Here is a 23,177-nt window from a genome sequence, read left to right on the forward strand (position 1 = left end):
GGAAATAAATAGGTAGACGAAGAGGTAGTCCTAGACTGCCTCTTTTTAATTAAGGAGAGATGATGAGGATGGCGCATACACGTGACCCAAAGGGGTTAGCACTTAATTTAAAGCAGCGGATGTCTGATCATAACATTACAGACTACGCTGGAACGCTCGCCTATTATTGGTTTTTATCGATTTTTCCAGGTATCATTTTTGTTATTTCAGTATTATCATTTTTCGATATTGATCAGCAAACACTTGAATCGCAACTTCGCGATTTAGCACCGGGTGGATCAGTGAATACATTCACGGATGTCATCTTCCAAGCAATCAAAGAACCTCAAGGCGGTCTGCTCTCAATTGGTGCGATTTTAGCGATTTGGTCAGCATCTAAAGGTGTCGATCGTTTGATTACAACTGCCAATCACGCCTATGGAGATTTTTCTCCACGGAGCTTTGTTGCTTCTCGTGGAATCGCCTTAATCTTGACGGTCGTTCTCGGGATTGGGATGTTATTGCTAATCATCTTAAACGTCCTCGGTGGTCCGATCATTAGTTACTTAGCAGATTTCGTTTTACCGATCGATATGGGGCAAAAAATCCTCTTGACGGTCCTTCGGTATACAATCTCTACAGTATTGCTGATTGTCATCTTATCCATCTTTTACCGGGTTGCACCGAAACGTCCGATTACGATGAAAGAAGCGATCCCAGGTGCCGTGTTCGGTGTCATCGTTTGGCAATTGCTGTCCGTTGGATTCGGATTTTACGTATCGAACTTCTCGAATTATAACCAAACGTACGGTTCACTCGGGAGTGTCGTCATCGTTCTTTTATGGCTCTACTTCACAGGGTTGATTATTTTACTGGGTTCAGAATTAAATGCTTCATGGGAACGTTTCATGAAGAAAGCTGATCCGAAAAAAATGGAAGAAAAACGTCTGAAAGAACAAGCGGATCTCGACTCGATTCCGACGAATACGTTCGGATGATAAATAAAAGACTCTAAAAACCGGTTGCTCGGTTTTTAGAGTCTTTTTTTAGTGAATCACTGAATTAAGCTGCGACTTTTTTTAAGCTGGCAGTCATCTCTACAGGTGTGGGAGCGTCTTTTTGTAAAAGACGTAAGCCGTTGAGGATGACGAGAATCGTCGATCCTTCATGTCCGACGACAGCGAACGGCATGATGAGAAATTGAGAGAGATTCGAGGCAATCAAGATTAAGATGACGCCGATTGCGAGCGTGATGTTTTGTTTGACGACACGGTTCATTTTCCGTGCCTTATTGACAGCGTAAGCGAGACGACCTAAGTCATTTTTCATCAAGACGACATCAGCAGTCTCTAATGCAGCATCTGTTCCTTCGCCCATCGCGATTCCGACATGAGCAAGGGCAAGAGCAGGAGCATCATTGATTCCGTCACCAACCATAGCGACAGTTTGTCCATCTGCTTGGTATTGTTTGATGTAGTTTACTTTATCTTCAGGTAGACATTCTGCGACGAACGATGTAAGACCGGCTTCTTCTGCAATTGCAGCTGCCGTGACAGGGTTGTCGCCTGTCAGCATGATCGTCGTGATGCCGAGCGAGTTAAGAGAAGTGATGGCTGCTTTTGCTTCAGGACGAATCGTATCACGGAGTGCATAGAGTGCAACGATGGATTCGCCGTTACTGACGTAGACCATTGTATTTCCTTTTTCTTTTAATGTTTGTTCCATCGAGCGAAACGGGTCATTTAAGCCTTCATGGAAACCATATTTCCCAATACGGTACGTCACGCCGGAAACCGTCGCTTCAATGCCGTATCCTGTCACGTCTTTAAAAGCAGACGGTTCTTGCGTCTCGATTTGAAGATGATCGACAATCGCTTGAGCGAGCGGGTGATTTGATTGCGCTTCGATCGAGGCGACGGCTTGTTTGAGCAAAAACTGATTAGCATCCTCTGCATAATGACTTTCGGTCACAATTGGTTTACCGGTCGTGAGTGTACCTGTCTTATCAAAGACGATCGTGTTGACTTGACCTAACGTCTCAATATGGGCGCCCCCTTTAAACAGGACACCGTTCCGGGCAGAAGCTGCAATGGCTGATAGGGCAGCTGGTGTGATTGAGGCAACGAGGGCACAAGGTGACGCAACAACGAGTAAAATCATGGCACGATAGATGCTTGTTTCAAAGCTCCAACCGACAAGATAATGTGGGAGAACCATCATCAATGTGACGACGACAAGGACGACCTTGACATAACGACTTTCAAACCGCTCAATGAACTGAGCAGAAGGTGATTGTTCACTTTGCGCATTTTGAACCATATGAATGATTTTTTGGAACAACGATTCATCAGCGGCTTTCGTCATCTCGATCGTCAAGACGCCGTTCATATTGACGGTCGAGTTGTAAACCGTGTCACCGGTCCGTTTTTCGACAGGAATGGATTCACCCGTAATCGAAGCTTCCTCAATCGCGGCTTGACCACGAATGATCGTCCCGTCTACGGGAATTCGTTCACCGGGACGGACATAGACGATATCACCAACCGAGAGATGTTCAATTCCGATGACTTCAAGTTTTCCGTCTGCGTTCAATCGTGTTGCTTCTTCTGGTTGTAGTGACATCAGGCTTTGAAGAGCGCGTTCGTTTTTGTTCATCGTATACGTTTCAAGCGCACCGGATAACGCGAAGATGAAAATTAGGATCGCACCTTCCATCCAGTAGCCGATTGCTGCTGCACCGATTGCTGCTAAAATCATCAACAATTCAACATTCAGTGTTTTTTCTTGATACGTTTCTGTCAATCCTTCTTTAGCTTTCGCATAGCCTCCGATCACATAGGCGGATAAGTAAAGTGTGACGTAGACAGTTGCCGGAATTTGTAGTTTTTCGAAAGCGTAAGCAATTAAAATTAATATTCCGCTAAAGAGTGCTAAAATCAATTCGTGATGCTCCTCGACAGCATGACGAATTGCGGAACGCTGATGAGTATCGGTAGTAGTAGAGGTAGTCATAAAAAAGCTCCTTCCAAATTATAAATGAGAAATGAAATCATTATATTAAAACAATGAGAATGTTTATTACCAACGTTTTTAAGTCAATGATAATGAGTTTCATTGTCGCTAGATTATAATTATTATTATCTGTAAAGTTACTATACCATGCCTCAGTGAAAAGAAACAGGGAAGGAAACTGAAAAAAATGAAAAAAATCTTAACCCATCCGGTCGGGATGGTTGTTTTTGCATTGTTTACGACACTTTTATGGGGGAGCGCCTTTCCGTTCATTAAAAAGAGTTATGAACTTTTAGCAATCACATCTTCAGAATATGGAGAGCAGTTATTGTTTGCGAGCTATCGCTTTTTTCTGGCAGGAGTTTTATTGCTCATCGTCAGCGTCCTGATTTTTAAACAGCCGATTACTTTGAAAAAGAGAGCGTATGCCTATAGTCGTCTTGGATTCTTTTTGACCTTCTTACAATATGTCTTCTTCTACATCGGGTTGTCATTATCGACAGGTGTCCAAGGCTCAATCATTGCCGGTTCAACATCGTTCTTTCAGATGTTACTTGCACACTTTCGTTATGAAGACGACCGCTTGAATCGTTTTAAAGGACTAGCGTTGTTCTTAGGGTTCACGGGTGTCATTTTAGCAAACTGGCCACAAGGGTCGGCGGGTGTCACGTTCGGCGTCGGTGAGATTTTGTTGATTTGTGCAATGATCTCAGGGGCATTTGCTAATTTGATTGCGAAAGAATATTCAGCTGCTTATCCGGTCGCACCGATGACGGGTTGGGCAATGGTGATTGGTTCGATTGGTTTATTTATCGCAGGGGCGGTATTGAATGGTCAATGGTTCCCGTTCCACTTCACACAAACGACGGCCTGGATGTTGTTCTATCTCGCCTTCTTGTCGGCGACAGGGTTTACACTTTGGAACTTGCTGATGAAGTACAATCCTGTTAGTCGAGTTTCATTATTCATGTTTTTCGTTCCGATTTACGGTGTCAGTCTGTCGGCCCTGATTCTCGGCGAGACGATTCCGCCTCAAGCGCTCCTTGGGCTGCTTTTTGTTGTATCAGGGATTCTTGTCTCGACGTATCTCCCAGTCTGGTTTCAAAAGCGCAGTTGACGAAGAATCTGAATCGTGTGAAAATAGTCTCAATTAAAGTTTCATTCTTAATCGTTCGTTGCTGAAGCCGACTTGTTCGGCTTTTTCTGTACGGTCATAAAACAACCGATTCGGCCTTGCCAAAAAGGCTAGTATGACTAGAAAACGAGAGGAGATGAGAAAAGTGGAACGTAATGAAATCGTTCGAAAGATCATGGCAAATCGCCGTCCCCGGGATGAGTTCGCTCGGTTCGTCGTAACGTGCGTCAGCCAGCAACTCAAGGAAACCCATGGCGAGGTCGATGTGGAAATTATTGAGGCGGAAAAGGGGTACGATTCAGTTTGGTCGATCAATGGTCGAGAGGTCATCGTATTATTGGAGACGGAAGAGTTGAAGCAAGCGAAAAATCAACCATACGCAATCGATGAAAAGCTCTGGCAACGTTTTCGGCAAGTTGGAATCGTCAAGTGATACCGTCTCGTGTATAGGAGTCAACGAACTACGATGGACTGAACAAAAACGAAACGGTAAAGAAAGAAGGGAGTGTCGCATCGAGCGGCACTCCCTTCTTTCTTCTACATTAAAAAACGGGTCTCATTTAATTTGTGTCGGCTTCGCTGTCGAGCGAAATAATAAATAAGCAAGTGTAAAGAGGACGCCGACAAATAAACTAAAGTAAAAAGCAGGAGGAAGTAAGACAAACACACTGCCTGCAATCGGTCCAAGAATCGACCCGAGACTAAAGGAGATACCAGCTAGGAGGTTGCCGGTCGGTAATAAATGACTCGGTAATTGTTCGGTCATGTAAGCGACCCCTAACGAATACGTCGAGCCAAGTGCCATGCCGCTAAAGGCGAAGATGGCAAACAAGGCACCGTAACTTTCAAAGAGGAAACAAGCCGCGAGAAACGCGCTTGCCCCGATGCAGAGTACAGTGATTAAGGTCCGCCGTTTTCCAAAGTGGTCAGCTAGCCGTCCGAGCGGGAGTTGCATGATGAGCGAACTGACGACGAATGTCGTGATTAATGCACTCGTCTCGGACAAGGCATACCCGTTCCGTGTCGCGAAAACGGGGAAACTTGCATTCAATGTCGCTTCCAAAAATCCGTATGTGAAGCCAGGCAGTAACGTAAACCAGGCACTCGCGAGGACGAGACGATAGCGGGAGGCTGCACTTTGTAATTCTTCCGGCATGATGTCGGTTGGTTTTTCATTCGGCAAGCGACGTAACAAGACGAGGACGATGACGGTCAATGTCCCGGTTAAGACGAACGGAAGCCAGTCAATTAAATCGACAAGTGGAGCGGCAAGAGGACCGAGTGCGAAGCCAAGCCCGAATGCCATGCCGTAAAGCGACATCGTCCGTCCTAACTTTTCATTGGGGGTAATCGATGTCACCCAGACTTGCGAACCGTAATGTAACGTTTGATCGCCAAACCCGACGATGAAGCGTAATACCATCCAGGTGAGGACGCTTGGTAACAACGGAAAGGCGAACACAGCGACGGCGACTAACGATAGACCGAAAGAGATGACGGGGACATAGCCATGACGTCGTAAAGGTTTTTCCATCAATGGAGCAGCGACGATAACACCGATATAAAGGACGGCAGCACTCAGACCATTTATGTAAGCAGGTGTTCCTTGACGCTCGAGTAAAATAGACAACAAAGGAATCAATAATCCTTGCGTAAAGCCGGAGATAAAGACAATCGATAAAATCAGGGCGAAGCGACGAGACACGACAAAACAACTGCCTTTCATTTTTTGAATTAAGCATAACATGCCCCGCCTGCACGATTGTACAGCGGGGCGCTTGTGTTCCTATTTTTCAGTCTGTTCAAAACGTGTTGGGCGTGGCATATGCAGAAGGTGTTCGTCCCAATCCGTCTGATCGAACACTTCATCATGTTCGATGCTGTGGGAAGAACGAATTCCAATCATCATGATTCCGAGTACCATACTGAACATCCCGATGATGGTGACAATCCCGACGAGCCATTCCATTATGAAAACTCCCTTCAGCGAAAGAACGTGTGTCAACTTTGTGACAATCTTTTCCCCGTTTGGAAGCAGGTAAAACCTGTCCGCTGTTATAAGCGACTTGATTGCTTGAGGAAGTCGACATCTGGATAGTAGGCATTCTTGACGAGCGCATTCGGTCCGAGGCACTTAACGGCCGGGCAATGACACGATAGACTTTTGTTTAGTTCAGTTTGTTGCCATTCAGCATAGGCGTCGTTGAAAGAGGTATCATGAATCGTTCCGAGAGAAGCGAGTTCATCACCAAAGTCCGTGACGATGATCTCACCATCAAAAATATTGACGTTTAGGCGTGAGCGTCCATCCGGATCGTTTCGGACAGATACATTCGTTTCTTGACGCAGACGGCGATGAAGAGCTAAATCTTTTTCCTCCATCGAACAGGCATAGAACGGGAGTGTTCCGAAGAGCATCCAGACGTTCGGGTCACGGACGTCAAGCAAACGATGGATCCCGTCACGAATCTCGTCAAGACTGGCAGCTTCAATCATTGAAGCGAAATCTGCTGGATACATCGGGTGCACTTCATGACGGACGCAACCCATATCCACGATTTCTTGATGAATCGCTTCGAGGTGCGGGAGTGTCCGTTTATTAATCATTGTTTCGGCGGAGACAAGGACGCCACGGGCATTTAAAATCCGTGCATTCTCCTTCATTCGTTCGAATAACTTCGTCCGCGCTTCACGTGACGGTTTCCGTTCCATCATCGCAAAACCACCATCGATGAAATCGTCCGCCGTTCCCCAGTTATGGGATATGTGTAAAACGTCGAGATAGGGGATGATTAATTCGTACCGTGAGAGTGGAAGTGTTAAATTTGAATTAATTTGGGTTTTAGCGCCGCGTTCGTGGGCATACTTAAGTAAAGGGACAACATATTCCTTGACCGATTTCGTCGATAGCATCGGTTCGCCCCCTGTAATCGAAAAGGCCCGGAGATGTTTGATTTCATCGAGACGTTTGATTAATAGTTCGACGGGGATTTCTGGGTTCTCGCTACTCGCTAACATATAGCCGACGGCACAATGTTCACACCGCATGTTGCAGAGTTTTGTTGTCGTCACTTCGATGTTCGTCAGCATGGCCTGACCATACTGTTCGATATCGCGATAGGCTTCCCACGGATCATTTTCGATCGTGATCGTTGATTGTTGTAACATAGTTATATTCCTCCTTCATAAATGCTCCACTTCGTATCGTATGCTAAAATAACGACGGAATCTATAAGAAGAAAGGAAGTCTGAATAATGGGAAAAGCAAGAACTGATAAACTTGGCCAGATGAATGTGCTAAAATCAAGAATGCAGCTTCTATGCCACACGATCGATTCACTGGATGAAACATCAGATATCGAGGATTTAGAACGACTCGCAGTTTCCTTGGACCAGTTAAAAGCCAAGGTACTTCGTTATGCAAAAGATATGAAGGAACATGAGGAATCAGAAAGCGGTTAATCGAAACCGCTTTTTCATTTGTATCATGGAAAGGATGAAGAGAATGGCAACGAAAATTAAACTGAATGTCGGAGAAATCCGCTCCGTCACGTGTCTACGGATGGGAATCAATGGCGAGGGGATTGCGACACTCGAACGACAAATCGTGTTCATTCCGGGGTTACTCGTCGGAGAAACAGCACAGATTGAAATCACGGAAGTCCACGACAATTTCGCAAATGCAAAACTAGTCAAACGTGATGACCGTTCGCCGGATCGTGTCACACCACTCTGCCCGATTTACAGTCAATGCGGCGGATGCCAGCTTCAACATATGAGCTATGCAGGACAACTCCGTTACAAAGAAGAGATGTTACGAAATGCATTCTCGAAATCAACGAAGTTGAACATCGAAAAGGCAGATATCCGTTCAACAATCGGTACAAAAGAATGGGAATACCGGAATAAATCGCAATTTGCGGTCGGAAAAGAAGGCAATCAAATCGTCAGTGGTTTGTATTCAGCAAATTCAAATCGTCTTGTCGCGATTGATGATTGCATCGTACAAAATAAAGAAACGTTACGCGTCAACAATGCCGTGACGAAGTTATTAAATGATTACAATGTACCGGTCTACAATTCTGCGAAACAAGATGGTGTCATTCGTAACATCGTCGTCCGGACAGGAATCAAAACAGGTGAGATTCAAGTCGTCCTCGTCGCGTTTAAAGATGGATTTAAAGATCTCGAAGCACTATCACGTGATATTCACAATATTCCGGGTGTCATCTCGGTCGCGCTAAACATCAATGACAAACTGACGTCACGTGTCTTCGGAGAAGAAACAGAAGTTCTTCGTGGTGTTGAAAAGATTGAAGAGCAGATGGGTGAATTCACGTATCAACTTTCGCCACGTGCCTTCTTCCAGTTAAATCCGGAACAAGCAGAACGGATGTATGAAGAAGTCGTTCGGGCAGCGGCGCTGACGGGTGAAGAGCGTGTCGTCGATGCGTATGCTGGAGTAGGATCGATTGGTCTTTGGCTTGCAAAAGGAGCAAAAGAAGTCCGCGGTATGGAAATCATTGAAGAAGCGGTTGAAGATGCGAATGCACACATGAAGCAATATGGTTTCAATCACGCCCATTACGTCGTCGGGAAAGCAGAAGCTTGGATTCCGCGTTGGGTCAAAGAAGGTTGGGTCCCGGATGTCTTCATCGTCGATCCACCACGGTCGGGTTGTGATACACAACTATTGAATGCGATGATTTCGTCAAAAGCTAAAAAAATCGTCTACGTTTCGTGTAATCCACAGTCGCTTGCCCGCGATTGTGATCACTTGATGAAGGCTGATTATAAAGTGAGTTACATTCAACCGTACGATATGTTCCCGCAAACGGCACATGTCGAAGCAATCGTCGTCCTCGAGAAAAAGAAAAAGAAAAAGTTCTAATACGTACGAACGCCGCCTTCTTGAAGTAAATCAAGAAGACGGCGTTTTTTGTTTGGATTGATACTTTTTGTAGACGAGGTGAGCCGCATACAGAACGATGACGACACCGACGACAATCCACTGGATTACCGCATCGCTTCCGATGAACCAGCTGACGCTCGCGACCTCGATAAATAGAGCAGGAATCTTTCCAAGAGTACTTGCGATGAAAAAAACGAGCGGAGAGACACGACTAGCCGCACTCAGTAACGTGACGAGGCCAGACGGAATGAACGGCAAGACGCGTAGTAAAACGATCAGCCAAAACGCATCACGTCCGTTCGTTTCAGCGAGCCGGTCGGTCCATTTTCGAACGCGGACCGAGTCAATCTTTGGTGTAAGATGCCTGACGCCGAACCGGTACAAGTAAAAAGCGATGAGTGCACCAAAGGCCTCACCTAGGAAGGATAACAAAAACCCTTCCCAGTAACCGAAGTAAAGCACGTTTGCAGCGGTGACGAAAGCACTCGGTAAGAAACCAAAAATACTGACGATGAAGCTGACGAGCAAGCTGATCAGAACCGCGAAATGGTCCGCACCCTGAAGTAAATCAATTAATCTCGTTTCGATGAAGAAACACTCCTTTTAAGCAAACACTTCTGAAAAACAATCGTGAAAACGGATGACTTTTTTTGTTATGCAAATCCATCGTCTTCATCCGGTAAGAGGGGAAGCGTTATCGTGACGGTCGTTCCTTGTCCGATTGATGACGTAAAGGCAAGCGTTCCATCGTGGCGATCGATGATGTGCTTCGTGATCGCGAGGCCAAGACCGGTCCCGCCATCTTTACGTGTCCGCGATTTGTCGACACGATAAAAACGTTTCGTCAAACGCTCTAAATGTTCAGGGGGAATTCCTTCTCCTTCATCACGGATCGTACAGATGGTCAAATTGCCATCCGTTTTCGTCGTCAAGTAAATCGAACGGTCAGACGGTGTGTACCGAAGGGCATTGTCAATCAGGTTTCCGATGACTTGTTCCAACCGGTCATTGTCACCGAGGACGATTTGACTCGGATCAAAGTCTGTCACGAGTTGAATGCCTTTTGCTTGCGCGATCGGTGCCATCCGGTAGACGACATCTTCGAGGACCTGGCTGAAAACGAGCGGTTGTTTCGTCATCGGATACGAGTCCCGTTCAAGTTGCGCGAGGTCGAGTAAATCGTTGACGAGACGCTGCAGACGTTCCGTCTCCCGTTCGATGATTTGGTAATACTGATCGCGTGTCTTCGTGTCTAAATGTTCATCTTGCATCATTTCCGTATAACCACGGATATAGGACAAGGGTGTCCGGAGTTCGTGGCTGACATTCGCGAGGAACTCTTTTCGCTGTTCGTCGACTTCGCCAAGTGATTCTGCCATTTTGTTCAATGTTTCGGCAAGCTCCCCGATTTCATCATCCGATTGAATCGGAATCCGGTAATCAAAATCACCTTGGGCATAGACCGTCGAGGCCCGTTTCATGTCAATCAATGGACGAATGATCGTATCGATGATTTGTCGACCGAAGATGACGAGGTTGAGGACGATTAAGCCGATCATGAAGAAAATCATCAGCCGCAGAGGGCGGAACGGTTCACTGATCTGTCCCAGTTCAAGGTAGAGGATCAACGTCCCGACTAACCGGTTGTTTTCGATGATCGGAAATCCCGTCATCAAAATATCAGTGCCTTCAATCGGATGGGTCCGGCTCGAGACGACCGTTTGGCCGTTTCGGAGCTGTTCGATATCTTCGTTCGTCAGGAAACGCAGTCCGCCCGGATTCTTTTGTAAGAAATCGATGAAAAAGACTTTTGATTCCGTCAGCTCGTTCGTATAGGTCATTCCGTCATAAAAAGCACCGGACAGGCCTTCCGATTCATAGATGTTAATCAATTTTTCACCGCGGTTCAGCAAGATGTCTTCTTGTGTCTGGAGATAAAACCGGTCGTACAGATAAAACGTGAGTAACAGGAAGAGAATCGCCGAAAAGACGCTCGTGAACCAAATTGTGATCCAAATCCGCTTTCGGATCGTGTAGCGTTTAATCATACTTCCTCGAATTTATAGCCGATGCCCCAGACCGTTTGAATGGCGCCCCCAGCTTCTCCGAGTTTCAGGCGAAGTGTTTTGATATGCGTATCGACCGTCCGTAAGTTTCCGATATAATCGGCTCCCCAAATCTGGTCGAGCAGTTGTTCGCGAGAAAAAACTTTGTCGTTATGTTGGACGAACAAGTGCAACAAGTCGAATTCTTTTCGTGTCAGGCTGACTGGTTTACCGCTGACGTGGACGCTTCGGCTTTCTGTATCGAGTTCGAGTTTGCCGATCGATAACGACGCCGATTGATCGACAGCGAAACGGTGCGACCGGCGGAGCGTCGCTTCGATTCGCGCAAGGAGTTCCCGTGGACTAAAAGGTTTCGTGATGTAGTCATCGGCACCGATTTTTAAACCATGAATCCGGTCGAGTTCGTCCGAACGTGCCGTCAACATGATGATCGGGACATTTGAAAATTCGCGAATCCGCATGCATGCCGTCAGTCCATCCATTTCAGGCATCATCACATCAAGTAAAATGAGATGGAAGGTATCCTGTTGAATTTTATCGATTGCTTCTTGTCCATTCGTCGCAGTTGTCGTGACGTAAGCTTCTTTTTCAAGGTTTGATACGAGTAAATCGCGCATCTGTGCTTCATCATCGACGACGAGTATTTTAAACTGTTCTGCCATTCAAATCGCTCCTCATTCATCCGGGAAACGGGATTTGAACCCAGTTGACCGGTGAGTTTTTTTTAATCATACCATTTGAGCGTTTCACGCCGCATCAAAAGTACGACAAAAAAAGCACGAGTGGGCGATGCCACTCATGCTTCGAGTTGTTGTTCGTAGACCGTTTCGAGCTCACGACCATGAATATACATGTGGAAACTCGACTTTGATACTTCATACAGCGTGAACTGGGTCTCGCCTGTATTCAATTGTTCGAGTAACGTTGGACGGAGTTCATCCGCACAAAAGGCATAAGGCAATTTTTCAGCTGCTTTTTGTGAACGGATATTCGTCTGGCGTATCTTCATAAAGACACTCTCGAAACCGAGTTCGAAAAACAGCTCGGAAAAGAATGCTTCTTTTGCAAGGTTGTTATAGCCTTTTCCATGATACGGTTTACCTAACCATGTACCGAGAAAACCATAATGTCCTTCGATATCGAGTAAACTGATTGTACCGATTGGTTGATCGAATTCATCCAGGATTGTACGTGAGACAAGTTCACCACGTTCTTCCTCTTCGATTGCCTGCTTTGTAGTAAACAGAAATTCATCAAAGTACCGTGTTTTTTGGCGGACGTACGGATATACGTCTTGATGCTGCATCAGTTCGAACAAATCAGCGCAGTCGCTCAGCTCCCGTTGCTTGAGCATACTTCCATTCCTCCTTCTTAAGACCGCTAGAATGATTGTCGAAAGCTACCTGTCTGACTCGTTTGAACCGCGCATGGTATGCCTTCTTCAGTTGTCGGATAAGATAATATTACCTTCTTTTTTTAAAAATGCAAGTAAATAATTTTTGTGAAAAAACATACAAAAACAAGACAAATTTTGCAAATGAAAATGACTGTTTTTCACAAAGAAAAAAGCCTTTGATTTTCAACGTTTTAGCGTTAAAATCAAAGGCTGATTTTTTAAGACATCGAGGTTAAATGCGTGTGTTCAAAAATGACGTTTCCGTCAATCATCGTCATGAGCGGTTTTGCTAAATAATCAAGTGGGAAATGGCTCCATAACACTAAGTCAGCATCTTTTCCGACTTCAATCGATCCGACATGATCCGATACGCCAAGCGAACGAGCTGGATTGATCGTGATGGCGCGGAGGGCAATGTCGACGGGTAAGCCTTCACGAGCGGCGAGTCCTGCGCACAAGTTCAAGTACTGAACAGGCGTGTACGGATGATCGGTCGTGATCGAGACTTCGAGACCATGTTCGTGGAGAACGCGATACGTCTCCCATGTCTTATTTTTAAGCTCGATTTTTGATTTGCGGGTGAAGGTCGGTCCGACGGTGACGTGTTCAATCGGCAATTGTTGTAATTCTTTTGCGACGAGATGACCTTCCGTGCAGTGTTCGATCCGGACATCGAGATTAAATTCTTCAGCGAAGCGGATGGCAGACAGGATATCATCCGCCCGGTGTGCATGGACGCGAAGTGGCATCTCTTTATTCAGGACGCGTTCAATCATTCGGTGAGCGAACGTATCTGCCGTCCGTTGCATCTTCACTTCGAGGAACGCTTCACGGAGCATGCCCATGATGCCCATCCGCGTCAATTCTCCTGCACGTCCGGCACTGTGGACACGTTTCGGGTTTTCACCAAGCGCAATCTTCAGACCGGCATATTTCCGTAAAATCATATCGTCGATAAAGCGTCCGTGCGTTTTGATGACACTCGTTACACCACCGATGATGTTCATGCTACCCGGCATGACTTGGACGGTCGTGACACCATGTTCTATCGCTTCTTTGAATCCTTCATCTAGCGGATAGACGCCGTCAATCGCACGCAGGTGCGGTGTCATTGCGAAAATCGTTTCGTTGGCGTCATTTCCGACGGTTCCCGTTCCTTCGTCATAAAGCCCGAGATGGGTATGGGCGTCGATGAAGCCTGGCAATAAAAAGCGTCCTTCGGCTTCGATGACACGTTCGTTGTCTTGAACGTCAAGTAACTCGTGGATTTCGTGGATTTTGCCATCCTTGATGCGAATATCACCATAAAAACTATCTGCTGTGATCGGGAAAATATGTGCATTGCGTATTAATACGTTCAACGTTTCGTCAGCCCCTGTATTAGTTTGTCTGCTCTAAGTTGCTTAGTGCATCCTTTAATTCAGCATACCGAAACTTGAACCCATTTTCGAGTGCTTTTTTCGGAATGACGCGTGCTCCTTCGAGGACGATGACGCTTTTTTCACCGAGTGCGAGTTCGAGAGCAAAGCGCGGAGCCGGTAACCAGTGGGGGCGATGTAACGTTTTTCCGATTGTTTTTCCGAATTGACGCATCGTTTCCGGATGCGGTGCCGTAATGTTAAGCGGACCAGTGAGTTGATTTGTTTTAAGGGCAAAGATGAATAATTCGACGAGGTCGTCGATATGAACCCAAGAGACCCATTGCTTTCCGTCGCCCATCGTCCCGCCGCCGAAAAGCTTGTAGGGAAGGCGCATCAATGGATAGGCTCCGCCTTCTTTACTAAGGACGACACCGATCCGCGGATGGACGAGCCGAATCCCGAGGTCAGCGATTGGTTGGGCTAACGCTTCCCACTTGACGCAGACTTGACTGAGGAAGTCACTTGTCGGCGGGAGTGGCTGTTCCTCCGTGAATGTCTGGTGCCGGTCCTGTCCATAGATGCCGACAGCGGAAGCGGAGAGGACGACAGCCGGTTTCGTTGTTAATGCCTGATTGATGCGGACTAACTCTTTCGTCGAATCGATCCGGCTTTGCAGAATCGTTTGTTTCCGTTCTTCCGTCCAGCGACCATCATTGATGGAAGCGCCAGCCAGGTGGATAAAGGCATCGATACCTTCAAGTTGCTGTTCTGGAGCGGCGGACGACGTCAACCACTCAACGTAAGTAGTGTGTTCTGTGTTGTCTTGTACGGACCGGGTCAAAATATAGACATGATGCCCCTCCGCAATCAATCGTTTCGAGAGCGCCTGCCCAATCATTCCTGTCCCACCTGTAATCGCAATCTTCATCTGTATCATCCCTTTCAACAATCTTGTACATATGTTCCCGTTTGTCAGTTTCACTCAAACATGAGGAAGCATGTTATCGTTAAGTATTCAGTTTCATATAGGAGGATACCCCCTTGAAGATTAAACGGATTTCAACCCAAAAGAAAAATAATGAACGGTTTAATATCTATATCGAACGGGACGGAAAAGAAGAGTATGCGTTTGCCGTCGATGTTGACATCTTAATTAAATATAACCTTGAGCGTGATAAGGAAATCGATGACGACTTCGTCAAGGAAGTGTTGACGGCGGAAGAAGAACAAAAAGCTTACCGGTTGTCGTTGAACCATTTGTCTTACCGGATGCGGGCGACGAGCGAAGTCGAAACGCATTTGATCGAAAAGGAAACGCCGGAACACGCAATCAAACATGCGATTCAGCGCCTGACGGAACAAAAGTATATCGATGACCAGCAGTTTGCCCTTGCCTATACGGCGACGAAAAAAGCGACAACTCCCCAAGGTCCGGGACGGATCCGGCGTGATTTAGCAGCATTGAAGGTAAAAAAAGAGTTTATCGATGAAGCGTTACGACAGTTTACGGAAGAAGAAGAGCTTGAGAAGGTCGTCAAGTTCTTGCGCCAAAAACAAAAGGAATTAGCGCGGCGTTCGGTCCGGGAATTGAAACAGAAACTGCAACAAACTCTGATGCAACGTGGTTTTTCGTCAGAAGTGACGCAACAAGGGTTTCAGATCGTCTTCGAGGAAGTCGAAGTCGACGCGGAAGAAGAGGCGGCGCTCTATCAAGCGCGTAAATATTATCCGAAATATCATAAACTGGAGCCCTTCGCCCGTGAACAAAAAACGAAGCAAGCTCTCGTTCGAAAAGGGTTCCCATATGCAATCGTGGCAACAGTCATCGAACAGGTCAAGCAAGAAGAGGAAGAAGGAATCTGACAAGCGTCTCTCCTTTTGAAAAAATTGAAAACTCGTTCTCCTAAATAGCAAGATGGAAAATTGACAATTGTCCGACAATTGTGCTATTCTACGCTCAGATTAAGAAAAGGAGGAACCGTCACATGAAAAAGCAACTTGTTATCGCATCTACTATTGGACAGTTGAATATGGCGGAGACTCTCGAACTCGTATAAACACTCATTTTAGTGTGCGATTGACAGGGAATCCGTTCCCCGAGCGCGCAGACCATATTTTTGATTCATATCGTCTTTTCAAGGCATATTGATTCTCGGACTGCTTCCGGAAATCAGTATGCCTTTTTTGTGCGTTCGGAAAAAACAGGAACACTATAACATGACACAAAGGGGGGGAACCATCGTGCGATTATTTCGCCAACTCAGTTGGTTTCTAAAAGAACACAAAACATCTTATCTGGTTGCCGTCGTACTTTTGATTATCACGGGTTTTATTGATTTAACGCCACCGTGGCTGATTGGAAAAGTGATTGACGGGTTACGGTCCGGGTCGATGGACCGGACGACACTGATTCAATATGTCGTCGGACTGCTCGTAATTTCGATCGCTTCGTTTATTTTGACGTATCTATGGCTCGCGAAATTGTTCGGGACGGCATTTTTACTCGAACGGACATTACGAAGCCGATTCTTTACACATTTATTAAAATTGACGCCGACATTTTATCAAAAGAACCGAACAGGAGATTTGATGGCGCTCGCGACGAATGACTTAAAAGCGGTCGAACGAACAGCCGGATTCGGTGTGTTGACGCTTGTCGATTCGTTGAATATGACAGCGATTACGCTCGTCGTGATGGGGATCGCGATTGATTGGAAACTGACGCTCGCAGCACTCCTTCCGATGCCGCTCCTCGCGTATGCGATGAACAAGCTCGGAAGTCAAATTCACGGCCGCTTCATCGTCGCCCAAGATGCGTTTGGAACGATGAATGACCAGGTCGTCGAATCGATTTCCGGACTTCGTGTCATCCGCTCGTTCGTCCAAGAAGAGATTGATGTCAAAAAATTCGATGACACGACGACGGATGTCTTCGAAAAAAACATGCATGTCGCAAAAATCGATGTCTTATTCGAACCGATCATCAAGTTATTGGTCGGCGTCAGCTATTTAATTGGTCTGTCGTTCGGGACGTACCTTGTCTTTACGAACGATATTACGCTCGGGCAGCTCGTCGCTTTCAATATTTACCTCGGGATGTTGATTTGGCCGATGTACGCATTCGGTGAGCTCATCAACGTCATCCAGCGCGGGACGGCGAGTCTCGATCGCTTAGAAGCGACGATGCGTGTCAAGCCGCTGATTACATCGACACCGAAAGTCGAAGTTGTGCGACCGGAAATGATTGCTCTGACTAACTTGACGTTCACGTATCCAGAGACGAATCATCCGTCGTTACACGGGATTGATTTGACGATCAAACACGGACAGACGATTGGAATCGTCGGTCCGACTGGATCTGGGAAAACAACGCTCTTACGCCAATTTTTACGGGAGTATCCGATTGGACGGGACATGTTGAAAGTAAATGGAACACCCTATGAAGATGTCGCACTGGAGACCGTTCGCGGGTGGACGGGCTATGTCTCGCAAGAGCATTTACTCTTCTCAAAATCTGTCCGCGATAACATTTTGTTCGGGGCGGGTGAGGCGACGGAAGCTGAATTGCAAGAAGCGATTCGTTTAGCGGCCTTTACGACGGATATCGAGACGCTTGACCAAGGGTTACAAACGATGGTCGGAGAACGGGGAGTCACGCTTTCCGGTGGACAGAAACAACGCTTGTCGATTGCCCGGGCGATGTTGAAGAAGCCGGAGTTGCTGCTGCTCGACGACTCGTTGTCAGCCGTCGATGCGAAAACGGAATCACAAATCATCGACGCGATCCGGACGAACCGTCATCAGTCAACGACATTGATTGTTGCGCACCGGTTGTCTGCCGTCGCGCATGCGGATGAAATTCTCGTCTTACAAGACGGCGTGATCAGTGAGCGGGGGACGCATGAACAGCTGATGGAACGACGTGGCTGGTATGCAGAACAATTCGAACGACAAAGTGAAGAAACGTAAGGCAGGAGGTGCTGAAATTGACTGAACAAGAAAATTATTTACTCGATCCCGTCAGACGGAAAACGACGATTCGTTCACTCGTCCGCTATGCGATGCATGAGAAACGCGCGATTTTTCTCGGGCTTTTCCTGCTCGTTTTAGCGGTCGGAGCCGAACTGACAGGACCGTATATCGCAAAAATCATCATCGACGAACACATCGTCGCAATTGAAAAAGATTGGGTGGAAGTCGAATCGGGCGGGACGGTCGGTTATGACGGACGACGTTTTGCGAAGTCGCAAGACGTTCCGGAGTCGGCGGTCATCGGTCCGATCTCGATCGTCCAGTCGAAGGCGGGGTATTATTTCGTTCCGGAACAAGTCGTCAGTGGGGGCGAACGTCAAGTCGCGGGGGACACGTTAACTGTCACGCGAGGAGAGGAAACGTTTCGGTACGCTGGTGTCGAAAAGCTCACGCAAGGACAAGTCTATGATTTTTATGCCTCGGACTTAAAGGCGATTGGTTGGTTATCGCTCTTTTATATCATTTTGCTGTTGATCGCAGCGGGCCTGAACTGGGTCCAACAAATCTTATTGCAACGCTCAGCGCATAAAATCGTTAAACGGATGCGGCTTGATGTCTTTTCACATCTGCAACGCTTGCCGGTCCGTTACTTCGATCAGACACCGATTGGTAAAATCGTCAGTCGTGTCACGAACGATACGGAGACGATCCGGGATCTCTACCTCGGTGTCCTGGCGCGTGTGTTCTCGGGCATCATCACGATGGCAGGGATTCTCGTCGCGATGTTCTTCCTGGATGTCCGGCTGGGTCTCGTTTCCTTAGCCATCATCCCGATCGTCTATTTTTGGATTCAACTGTTCCAAAAGTTTGCGACGGAAAACAACTTTAAAGTCCGGGCGCTCGTCGCGGATATGAACGGACAATTGAATGAAAACATCCAGACGATGCCAATCATTCAGTCGTACGCCCGTGAAGCAGAAGTGCTCGCTGAATTCGAACAGAAAAATGAAGAGAACTATCAGACCCGTGCGAAACTGTTGCGGCTCGATGCATTGATGTCACACAACTTATCGTATTTCTTAAAAAACTTGACGCTCGCCTTATTGATTTGGGTCGTTGCCGGTCAAAGTTTAACGAACGGGACATTTTTATCACTCGGAATTCTCTATGCCTACATTGATTACGTGTCACGTCTGTTCGAACCGGTCACACAAATCATGAATCAACTGTCACCGCTCCAACAAGCACTCGTCTCGGCCGACCGGATGTTCCAGTTGCTCGACGAAAAAGGTGAACCGGTCGAACAAGGTCGGATTCCCCGTTTCGCAGGGCGCGTCGAGTTTAAAGACGTCGGATTCAGCTATGAAGAGGGGTATCCGGTTTTACGTCAAATCGAGATTGAGGCACGTCCTGGTGCGACCATCGCCCTCGTCGGGCATACGGGGAGTGGGAAAAGCTCAATCATGAACCTGTTGATGCGTTTTTATGATCCTTCGTCCGGTCATCTCCTGATTGACGGACAAGATGTTACGACGTTACCGAAACAAGCGGTCCGTGACCACATGGGAATCGTCTTACAAGATCCGTTCTTGTTTACAGGAACGATTCGTTCGAACATTACACTGGATAATCCATCGATTTCGGAAGAGCGTGTCCGCCAGGCAATCGTTGCCGTCGGAGCAGACCGCTTCATCGATCGACTTCCGCATGGCTTAGACGAACCGGTCATCGAAAAAGGTGCGACCTTGTCTGCGGGGGAACGGCAATTAATCAGTTTTGCCCGTGCGCTTGCCTTTGATCCCGCGATTCTCGTTCTTGACGAAGCGACGGCAAGTGTCGATTCCGAGACGGAAGCGATGATTCAAGAAGCCTTGCTGACGTTGACGAAAGGACGGACGACCTTCATCATCGCGCACCGGTTGTCGACGATTAAAGATGCCGATGAAATCATCGTCCTCGATCACGGTCAAATCATGGAGCGTGGTACACATGACGTGCTCTTGTCGGAAAAAGGGATTTACGCGAAGATGTACGCCCTTCAAAGCAAACGGAATCTTGAGCTGAAATCGAGCTAACACCATGATATGACTCCTCCTTTTCGTATATACTAATGACGAAGAGGGGGAGTTTTTTGATGGAAACACGGATGAGTCAATTATCGAAATACGAATTAGAAATGCTCGTCACGAAACTAAACGAGCAAAAAAGAAAAGCGGAGCAGCATGGGAACATGAGTGAAGTCGAAGTCGTCATTCGGAAAATCGCGATGGCACAAAGTTATCTCGTCGATGCAAGTCAGTTCGAAACCGGACAACTTTACCAAGTCGAAGGGGAAGAGGCGGCATTCGAATTACATTTCGTCAACGGCGTCATGGGTTGGGGGCATTTTGAAGGAACCGTCAACGAAGTCGCGATTCCTCTTGCGCTGATTCATTCTGAGGAGGGTATATGATGGAAGAAAACCGCACAGCGGCACTAGAGCAACTAGCAGGAGAATTACAAGCCGTCAATCCGGTATTAACGCCAATCGAGGCATTGACATGGGTCGAAGTCCTTTGGGAAGATTTTGAGGCGACGCTTGCCCGGGCAGGCGAAAAATATCAAGGTGAGGCTGTCGCCGTTCGGTTCGTCGAGCAACAAATCAAACAACATGGCGCGATGTTGCACCGCTTCAATACATCGAATGAAAAGTTTAAGCACTTGATGCTCGGACGCGACGTCCAGTAAATGAACAGAAAAAGACTCCCTGTCTTGGTCGGTTGACCACGGACACGGAGTCTTTGTTTATAAAGCAGGGATAATCAGTTTCTTTTGCAGTGTCCGTTCGCTAAAGACCCAACCCGTATAGGAACTGACGATTTGTTGGGACGCCTCGTCGATTCGGACGACGGCAACGAATGGGTAGACATCTTTTGTGAAATACCGTAAGTTCGTGAAACGATATTCGACGATGCCGTCTTTTCGGGATACCGTATACGTGTGGATTTTTGAGAAGGCGAGGAAAGCTTTCAAGTCCTCATTTTGTTTGACGACTTCATAGAGTGAATCCCCATGCGGTTCCTCTTTGATGCGGAAGTTTCCGCATTCGACGACGACACCAGAGTTGATTTTGACGACGGAATAGTCGTCGCGCAGTCGTGCTGCGACGTGCCACTCGTCCCACTTCATTCCGGGCGAGATGAATAACTTGTGGGCCCCGCCATAGTAACGGGCTGCCGTCGCCAGGGCATCATTTCGGAGTTTAAACTGTACGGCGTAATAAATCGCGACGATGACGATTAAAATCGGGAAAATGACGATGGTCGCGCGTGTCAGGACCCAGATTCCGAAAGCGCCGTAATACATCGTGAATAAATACGGATCGAACGTATTGATGACACCCCAACCAATCCAGGTCTGTTTGAAGGGGTGCAGAGCTTGTGTGCCATAGGCGTTAAACAGATCGACGAAGACATGAAGGGCGACAGCGATCTGCGCCATCAGCCATAATGAAGTAGGTGGTACGCCGAATAAGGTGCCGATGACGATTGATAAGAGTAACGGCCAAGCGAATAGGGCAATCAATCCATGGGATTTTCCACGGTGTTGCGTCAAGTAAGCACCGTTCCCTTTAAATTTAAAAACCGTGTCAAAGTCGGGGGCGTGCGATCCGACTAAGGCAGTGGTCGTGACGGCAGCAAAGAGTGTTGCGCTTGCTGCGACATCCGGTTCAAGTGTTGCGATGGCGGCGAGACAAAGTCCCATTCCGATATGTGTACCAGTATCCAATGCGAATTCGCTCCTCTAAAAGTAGTAATGGTACGGATAAACAAACAAGTGTAAGCGTTCCGGGTAATTTTCATTCACTATAACGTATTTTTGTAGAAAAGAGGTAGACATTTGATCCCCGTTCAAGAATATTTCATAAACTTTAACAAACGAACGTTCACAACCGAATTGGTCGCATGGTTTTTACGTGAACAACGCCAGTTACCATGGCGAGAAACTAAAAATCCTTACCACATCTGGATTAGTGAAATCATGTTACAACAGACGCGTGTCGATACCGTCATCCCTTATTATAATCGCTTCACGGACCGTTTTCCGACGCCGCACGATTTAGCGGCGGCAGAGCAAAGCGAAGTCTTAAAATACTGGGAAGGCTTAGGATACTATTCCCGTGTTAAGAATCTTCAAATCGCCGTTCAAGAAGTTGTTGAAAAATATGGTGGAATTGTTCCTGACGAAAAAGAAATTTTTGAAAGCTTACGTGGTGTCGGACCGTATACGACGGGAGCAGTCCTGTCAATTGCTTACGGTCAGGCGGAACCGGCAGTCGATGGAAATGTCATGCGCGTCTTATCGCGGGTGCTTGGGATTTATGAAGACATCGCCGCACCGAAAACACGGAAACTGTTCGAGGCAGCGGTCCATGAACTGATTGATCCGCTTGATCCGTCGAGCTTCAACCAAGGATTGATGGAGCTCGGGGCAATCGTCTGTACACCGAAGTCTCCGATGTGTGGGTTATGTCCCGTCAATGACGTCTGTTTTGCGTACGAGCGAAATGCCCAAGGTGAGTTACCGGTCAAAACGAAAAAAGGAAAAACGCAGACGATTCAATACGACGCTCTCGTCTACGAAGAAGCAGGAAAAGTTGCAATCGAACAGCGACCGGATACGGGACTGCTCGGGGGTATGTGGCAATATCCGTTAGTCGAATCGACGGAAACCGTACCAGGAACGTATATCGGAAAGATTAAACATATCTTTTCACACCGGATTTGGGAAGTCAGTATTTACCGTGTCGCGACGCAACCTGAAGGAACGGTACTGATGGATGAAGCAACGTACGTCAAGCGGCCGATATCAGTCGCACAAATGAAAATCGATCGTCTATTAAAGGAGGAGACTACATGAATACATTTCGTACGGAAACGAAAGTTACAGCGACGTTAGAGCAGGCTTGGACGTTTTTAGGCGATGCGAAAGCATTAACGGGAATGACGGTTTTCCCGAAAGTGAAAACGAGTGGTGATACGCGGACAATCGCCGGAAATACGATTCAGCTTAAAGTCGGTCTTCCGCCCATTTTCGTCGAGTGGGAGTCACTGATTCCGATTGTCGGTCAACATGCTTTCGTTGATGTAGGGGTCAAGGTCCCGTTCCCGTTCGCTACTTGGTGTCATCTCCACCGTGTCGAACAGCGTCCGGACGGGGTCTACATGATTGATGAATTACTCTATAAATCTTATTTTCCTAAAATGATTGTCGATCTACTGATTCTCAAACCGATGTTCAATCAACGGAAACGCGCGATTTTAGACTACTTTAGTTAATAAATCACAGTCATTTTTCTGAAAAA

The 23,177-nt window shown here is 47.0% G+C and carries 23 protein-coding genes; 12 read left to right on the top strand and 11 right to left on the bottom strand.

The features are described 5' to 3' along the window. The first annotated feature begins 68 nt into the window (after window positions 1-68). Window positions 69-977: a YihY/virulence factor BrkB family protein gene (locus KNP88_RS11545; RefSeq protein ID WP_029332754.1), complete on the top strand. Its 909-nt coding sequence runs from the start codon at window positions 69-71 to the stop codon at window positions 975-977. 64 nt (window positions 978-1,041) lie between these two features. Here KNP88_RS11545 and KNP88_RS11550 read toward each other — a convergent pair whose 3' ends face one another. Then, entirely contained in the window at window positions 1,042-2,991 is a 1,950-nt protein-coding gene (locus tag KNP88_RS11550) for a heavy metal translocating P-type ATPase (protein ID WP_214766630.1), read from the bottom strand. Window positions 2,992-3,178: 187 nt separating this feature from the next. Here KNP88_RS11550 and KNP88_RS11555 point away from each other — a divergent pair, with 187 nt between their 5' ends. Further along, a complete protein-coding gene (locus tag KNP88_RS11555; RefSeq protein ID WP_214893847.1) occupies window positions 3,179-4,108 on the top strand; it encodes a DMT family transporter in 930 nt (309 codons plus the stop codon). A gap of 154 nt (window positions 4,109-4,262) precedes the next feature. Then, window positions 4,263-4,559 (top strand): hypothetical protein, encoded by a 297-nt coding sequence (locus KNP88_RS11560; RefSeq protein ID WP_235195201.1) that lies wholly within the window; start codon window positions 4,263-4,265, stop codon window positions 4,557-4,559. A gap of 123 nt (window positions 4,560-4,682) precedes the next feature. Here KNP88_RS11560 and KNP88_RS11565 read toward each other — a convergent pair whose 3' ends face one another. From KNP88_RS11565 to yfkAB, 3 genes are all read right to left on the bottom strand, one after another. After that, window positions 4,683-5,873: an MFS transporter gene (locus KNP88_RS11565; RefSeq protein WP_251137203.1), complete on the bottom strand. Its 1,191-nt coding sequence runs from the start codon at window positions 5,871-5,873 to the stop codon at window positions 4,683-4,685. A gap of 39 nt (window positions 5,874-5,912) precedes the next feature. Then, window positions 5,913-6,095 (bottom strand): hypothetical protein, encoded by a 183-nt coding sequence (locus KNP88_RS11570; protein WP_029332759.1) that lies wholly within the window; start codon window positions 6,093-6,095, stop codon window positions 5,913-5,915. 86 nt (window positions 6,096-6,181) lie between these two features. Next, window positions 6,182-7,294 (bottom strand): radical SAM/CxCxxxxC motif protein YfkAB, encoded by a 1,113-nt coding sequence (gene yfkAB / locus KNP88_RS11575; RefSeq protein ID WP_214766626.1) that lies wholly within the window; start codon window positions 7,292-7,294, stop codon window positions 6,182-6,184. An 87-nt stretch (window positions 7,295-7,381) separates the two neighbouring features. Here yfkAB and KNP88_RS11580 point away from each other — a divergent pair, with 87 nt between their 5' ends. Next, window positions 7,382-7,588, top strand: coding sequence for an SE1561 family protein (locus tag KNP88_RS11580; RefSeq protein ID WP_214766624.1), 207 nt, complete (start codon window positions 7,382-7,384; stop codon window positions 7,586-7,588). 43 nt (window positions 7,589-7,631) lie between these two features. Further along, entirely contained in the window at window positions 7,632-9,017 is a 1,386-nt protein-coding gene (rlmD, locus tag KNP88_RS11585) for a 23S rRNA (uracil(1939)-C(5))-methyltransferase RlmD (RefSeq protein ID WP_214808555.1), read from the top strand. 30 nt (window positions 9,018-9,047) lie between these two features. Here the strand turns inward: rlmD and KNP88_RS11590 are convergent, their stop codons facing one another. The 6 genes from KNP88_RS11590 to KNP88_RS11615 all read right to left on the bottom strand — a co-directional run bounded on the left by KNP88_RS11590 (window position 9,048) and on the right by KNP88_RS11615 (window position 14,789). Beyond that, window positions 9,048-9,566 (bottom strand): TVP38/TMEM64 family protein, encoded by a 519-nt coding sequence (locus KNP88_RS11590; RefSeq protein ID WP_251137204.1) that lies wholly within the window; start codon window positions 9,564-9,566, stop codon window positions 9,048-9,050. Between the two features lie 125 nt (window positions 9,567-9,691). Beyond that, entirely contained in the window at window positions 9,692-11,086 is a 1,395-nt protein-coding gene (locus KNP88_RS11595) for a sensor histidine kinase (RefSeq protein ID WP_088836423.1), read from the bottom strand. Then, window positions 11,083-11,766, bottom strand: coding sequence for a response regulator transcription factor (locus tag KNP88_RS11600; RefSeq protein ID WP_029332769.1), 684 nt, complete (start codon window positions 11,764-11,766; stop codon window positions 11,083-11,085). The genes KNP88_RS11595 and KNP88_RS11600 overlap by 4 nt, the downstream gene beginning before the upstream one ends. Before the next feature lie 134 nt (window positions 11,767-11,900). Then, on the bottom strand, window positions 11,901-12,458 hold the full coding sequence (locus KNP88_RS11605) for a GNAT family N-acetyltransferase (protein WP_029332770.1): 558 nt from the start codon (window positions 12,456-12,458) through the stop codon (window positions 11,901-11,903). Window positions 12,459-12,718: 260 nt separating this feature from the next. Beyond that, the gene (locus KNP88_RS11610) at window positions 12,719-13,861 is read right to left on the bottom strand and encodes an amidohydrolase (protein WP_088836424.1); all 1,143 of its coding nucleotides are present in this window, start codon (window positions 13,859-13,861) and stop codon (window positions 12,719-12,721) included. A 19-nt stretch (window positions 13,862-13,880) separates the two neighbouring features. Beyond that, window positions 13,881-14,789: a TIGR01777 family oxidoreductase gene (locus KNP88_RS11615; protein ID WP_214845901.1), complete on the bottom strand. Its 909-nt coding sequence runs from the start codon at window positions 14,787-14,789 to the stop codon at window positions 13,881-13,883. 113 nt (window positions 14,790-14,902) lie between these two features. On the opposite strand from KNP88_RS11615, the gene KNP88_RS11620 reads away from it, so the two are divergent. The 5 genes from KNP88_RS11620 (at window position 14,903) to KNP88_RS11640 (ending at window position 20,560) form a co-directional block, all read left to right on the top strand. Further along, window positions 14,903-15,724: a RecX family transcriptional regulator gene (locus KNP88_RS11620; protein ID WP_214845902.1), complete on the top strand. Its 822-nt coding sequence runs from the start codon at window positions 14,903-14,905 to the stop codon at window positions 15,722-15,724. Window positions 15,725-16,102: 378 nt separating this feature from the next. Then, entirely contained in the window at window positions 16,103-17,830 is a 1,728-nt protein-coding gene (locus KNP88_RS11625; protein WP_353048790.1) for an ABC transporter ATP-binding protein, read from the top strand. 8 nt (window positions 17,831-17,838) lie between these two features. Then, entirely contained in the window at window positions 17,839-19,908 is a 2,070-nt protein-coding gene (locus tag KNP88_RS11630) for an ABC transporter ATP-binding protein (protein WP_483297879.1), read from the top strand. 59 nt (window positions 19,909-19,967) lie between these two features. Beyond that, window positions 19,968-20,285, top strand: a complete 318-nt coding sequence (locus KNP88_RS11635; RefSeq protein WP_214845903.1) for a DUF1811 family protein — start codon at window positions 19,968-19,970, stop codon at window positions 20,283-20,285. Next, a complete protein-coding gene (locus KNP88_RS11640; protein WP_051667383.1) occupies window positions 20,285-20,560 on the top strand; it encodes a YfhJ family protein in 276 nt (91 codons plus the stop codon). Before KNP88_RS11635 ends, KNP88_RS11640 begins: the two co-directional genes overlap by 1 nt. Window positions 20,561-20,617: 57 nt before the next feature. On the opposite strand, the gene KNP88_RS11645 is transcribed toward KNP88_RS11640, so the two are convergent. Continuing rightward, on the bottom strand, window positions 20,618-21,601 hold the full coding sequence (locus KNP88_RS11645; protein WP_214893849.1) for a metal-dependent hydrolase: 984 nt from the start codon (window positions 21,599-21,601) through the stop codon (window positions 20,618-20,620). Window positions 21,602-21,712: 111 nt separating this feature from the next. Here KNP88_RS11645 and mutY point away from each other — a divergent pair, with 111 nt between their 5' ends. Both mutY and KNP88_RS11655 read left to right on the top strand, forming a co-directional pair. Next, on the top strand, window positions 21,713-22,732 hold the full coding sequence (gene mutY / locus KNP88_RS11650) for an A/G-specific adenine glycosylase (protein WP_214893851.1): 1,020 nt from the start codon (window positions 21,713-21,715) through the stop codon (window positions 22,730-22,732). Beyond that, a complete protein-coding gene (locus KNP88_RS11655) occupies window positions 22,729-23,151 on the top strand; it encodes a hypothetical protein (RefSeq protein WP_214893853.1) in 423 nt (140 codons plus the stop codon). Before mutY ends, KNP88_RS11655 begins: the two co-directional genes overlap by 4 nt. Window positions 23,152-23,177: the final 26 nt, after the last annotated feature.

Origin of the sequence: Exiguobacterium sp. H66 (assembly GCF_018618705.1) — a bacterium.
Classification (GTDB): domain Bacteria; phylum Bacillota; class Bacilli; order Exiguobacteriales; family Exiguobacteriaceae; genus Exiguobacterium_A; species Exiguobacterium_A oxidotolerans.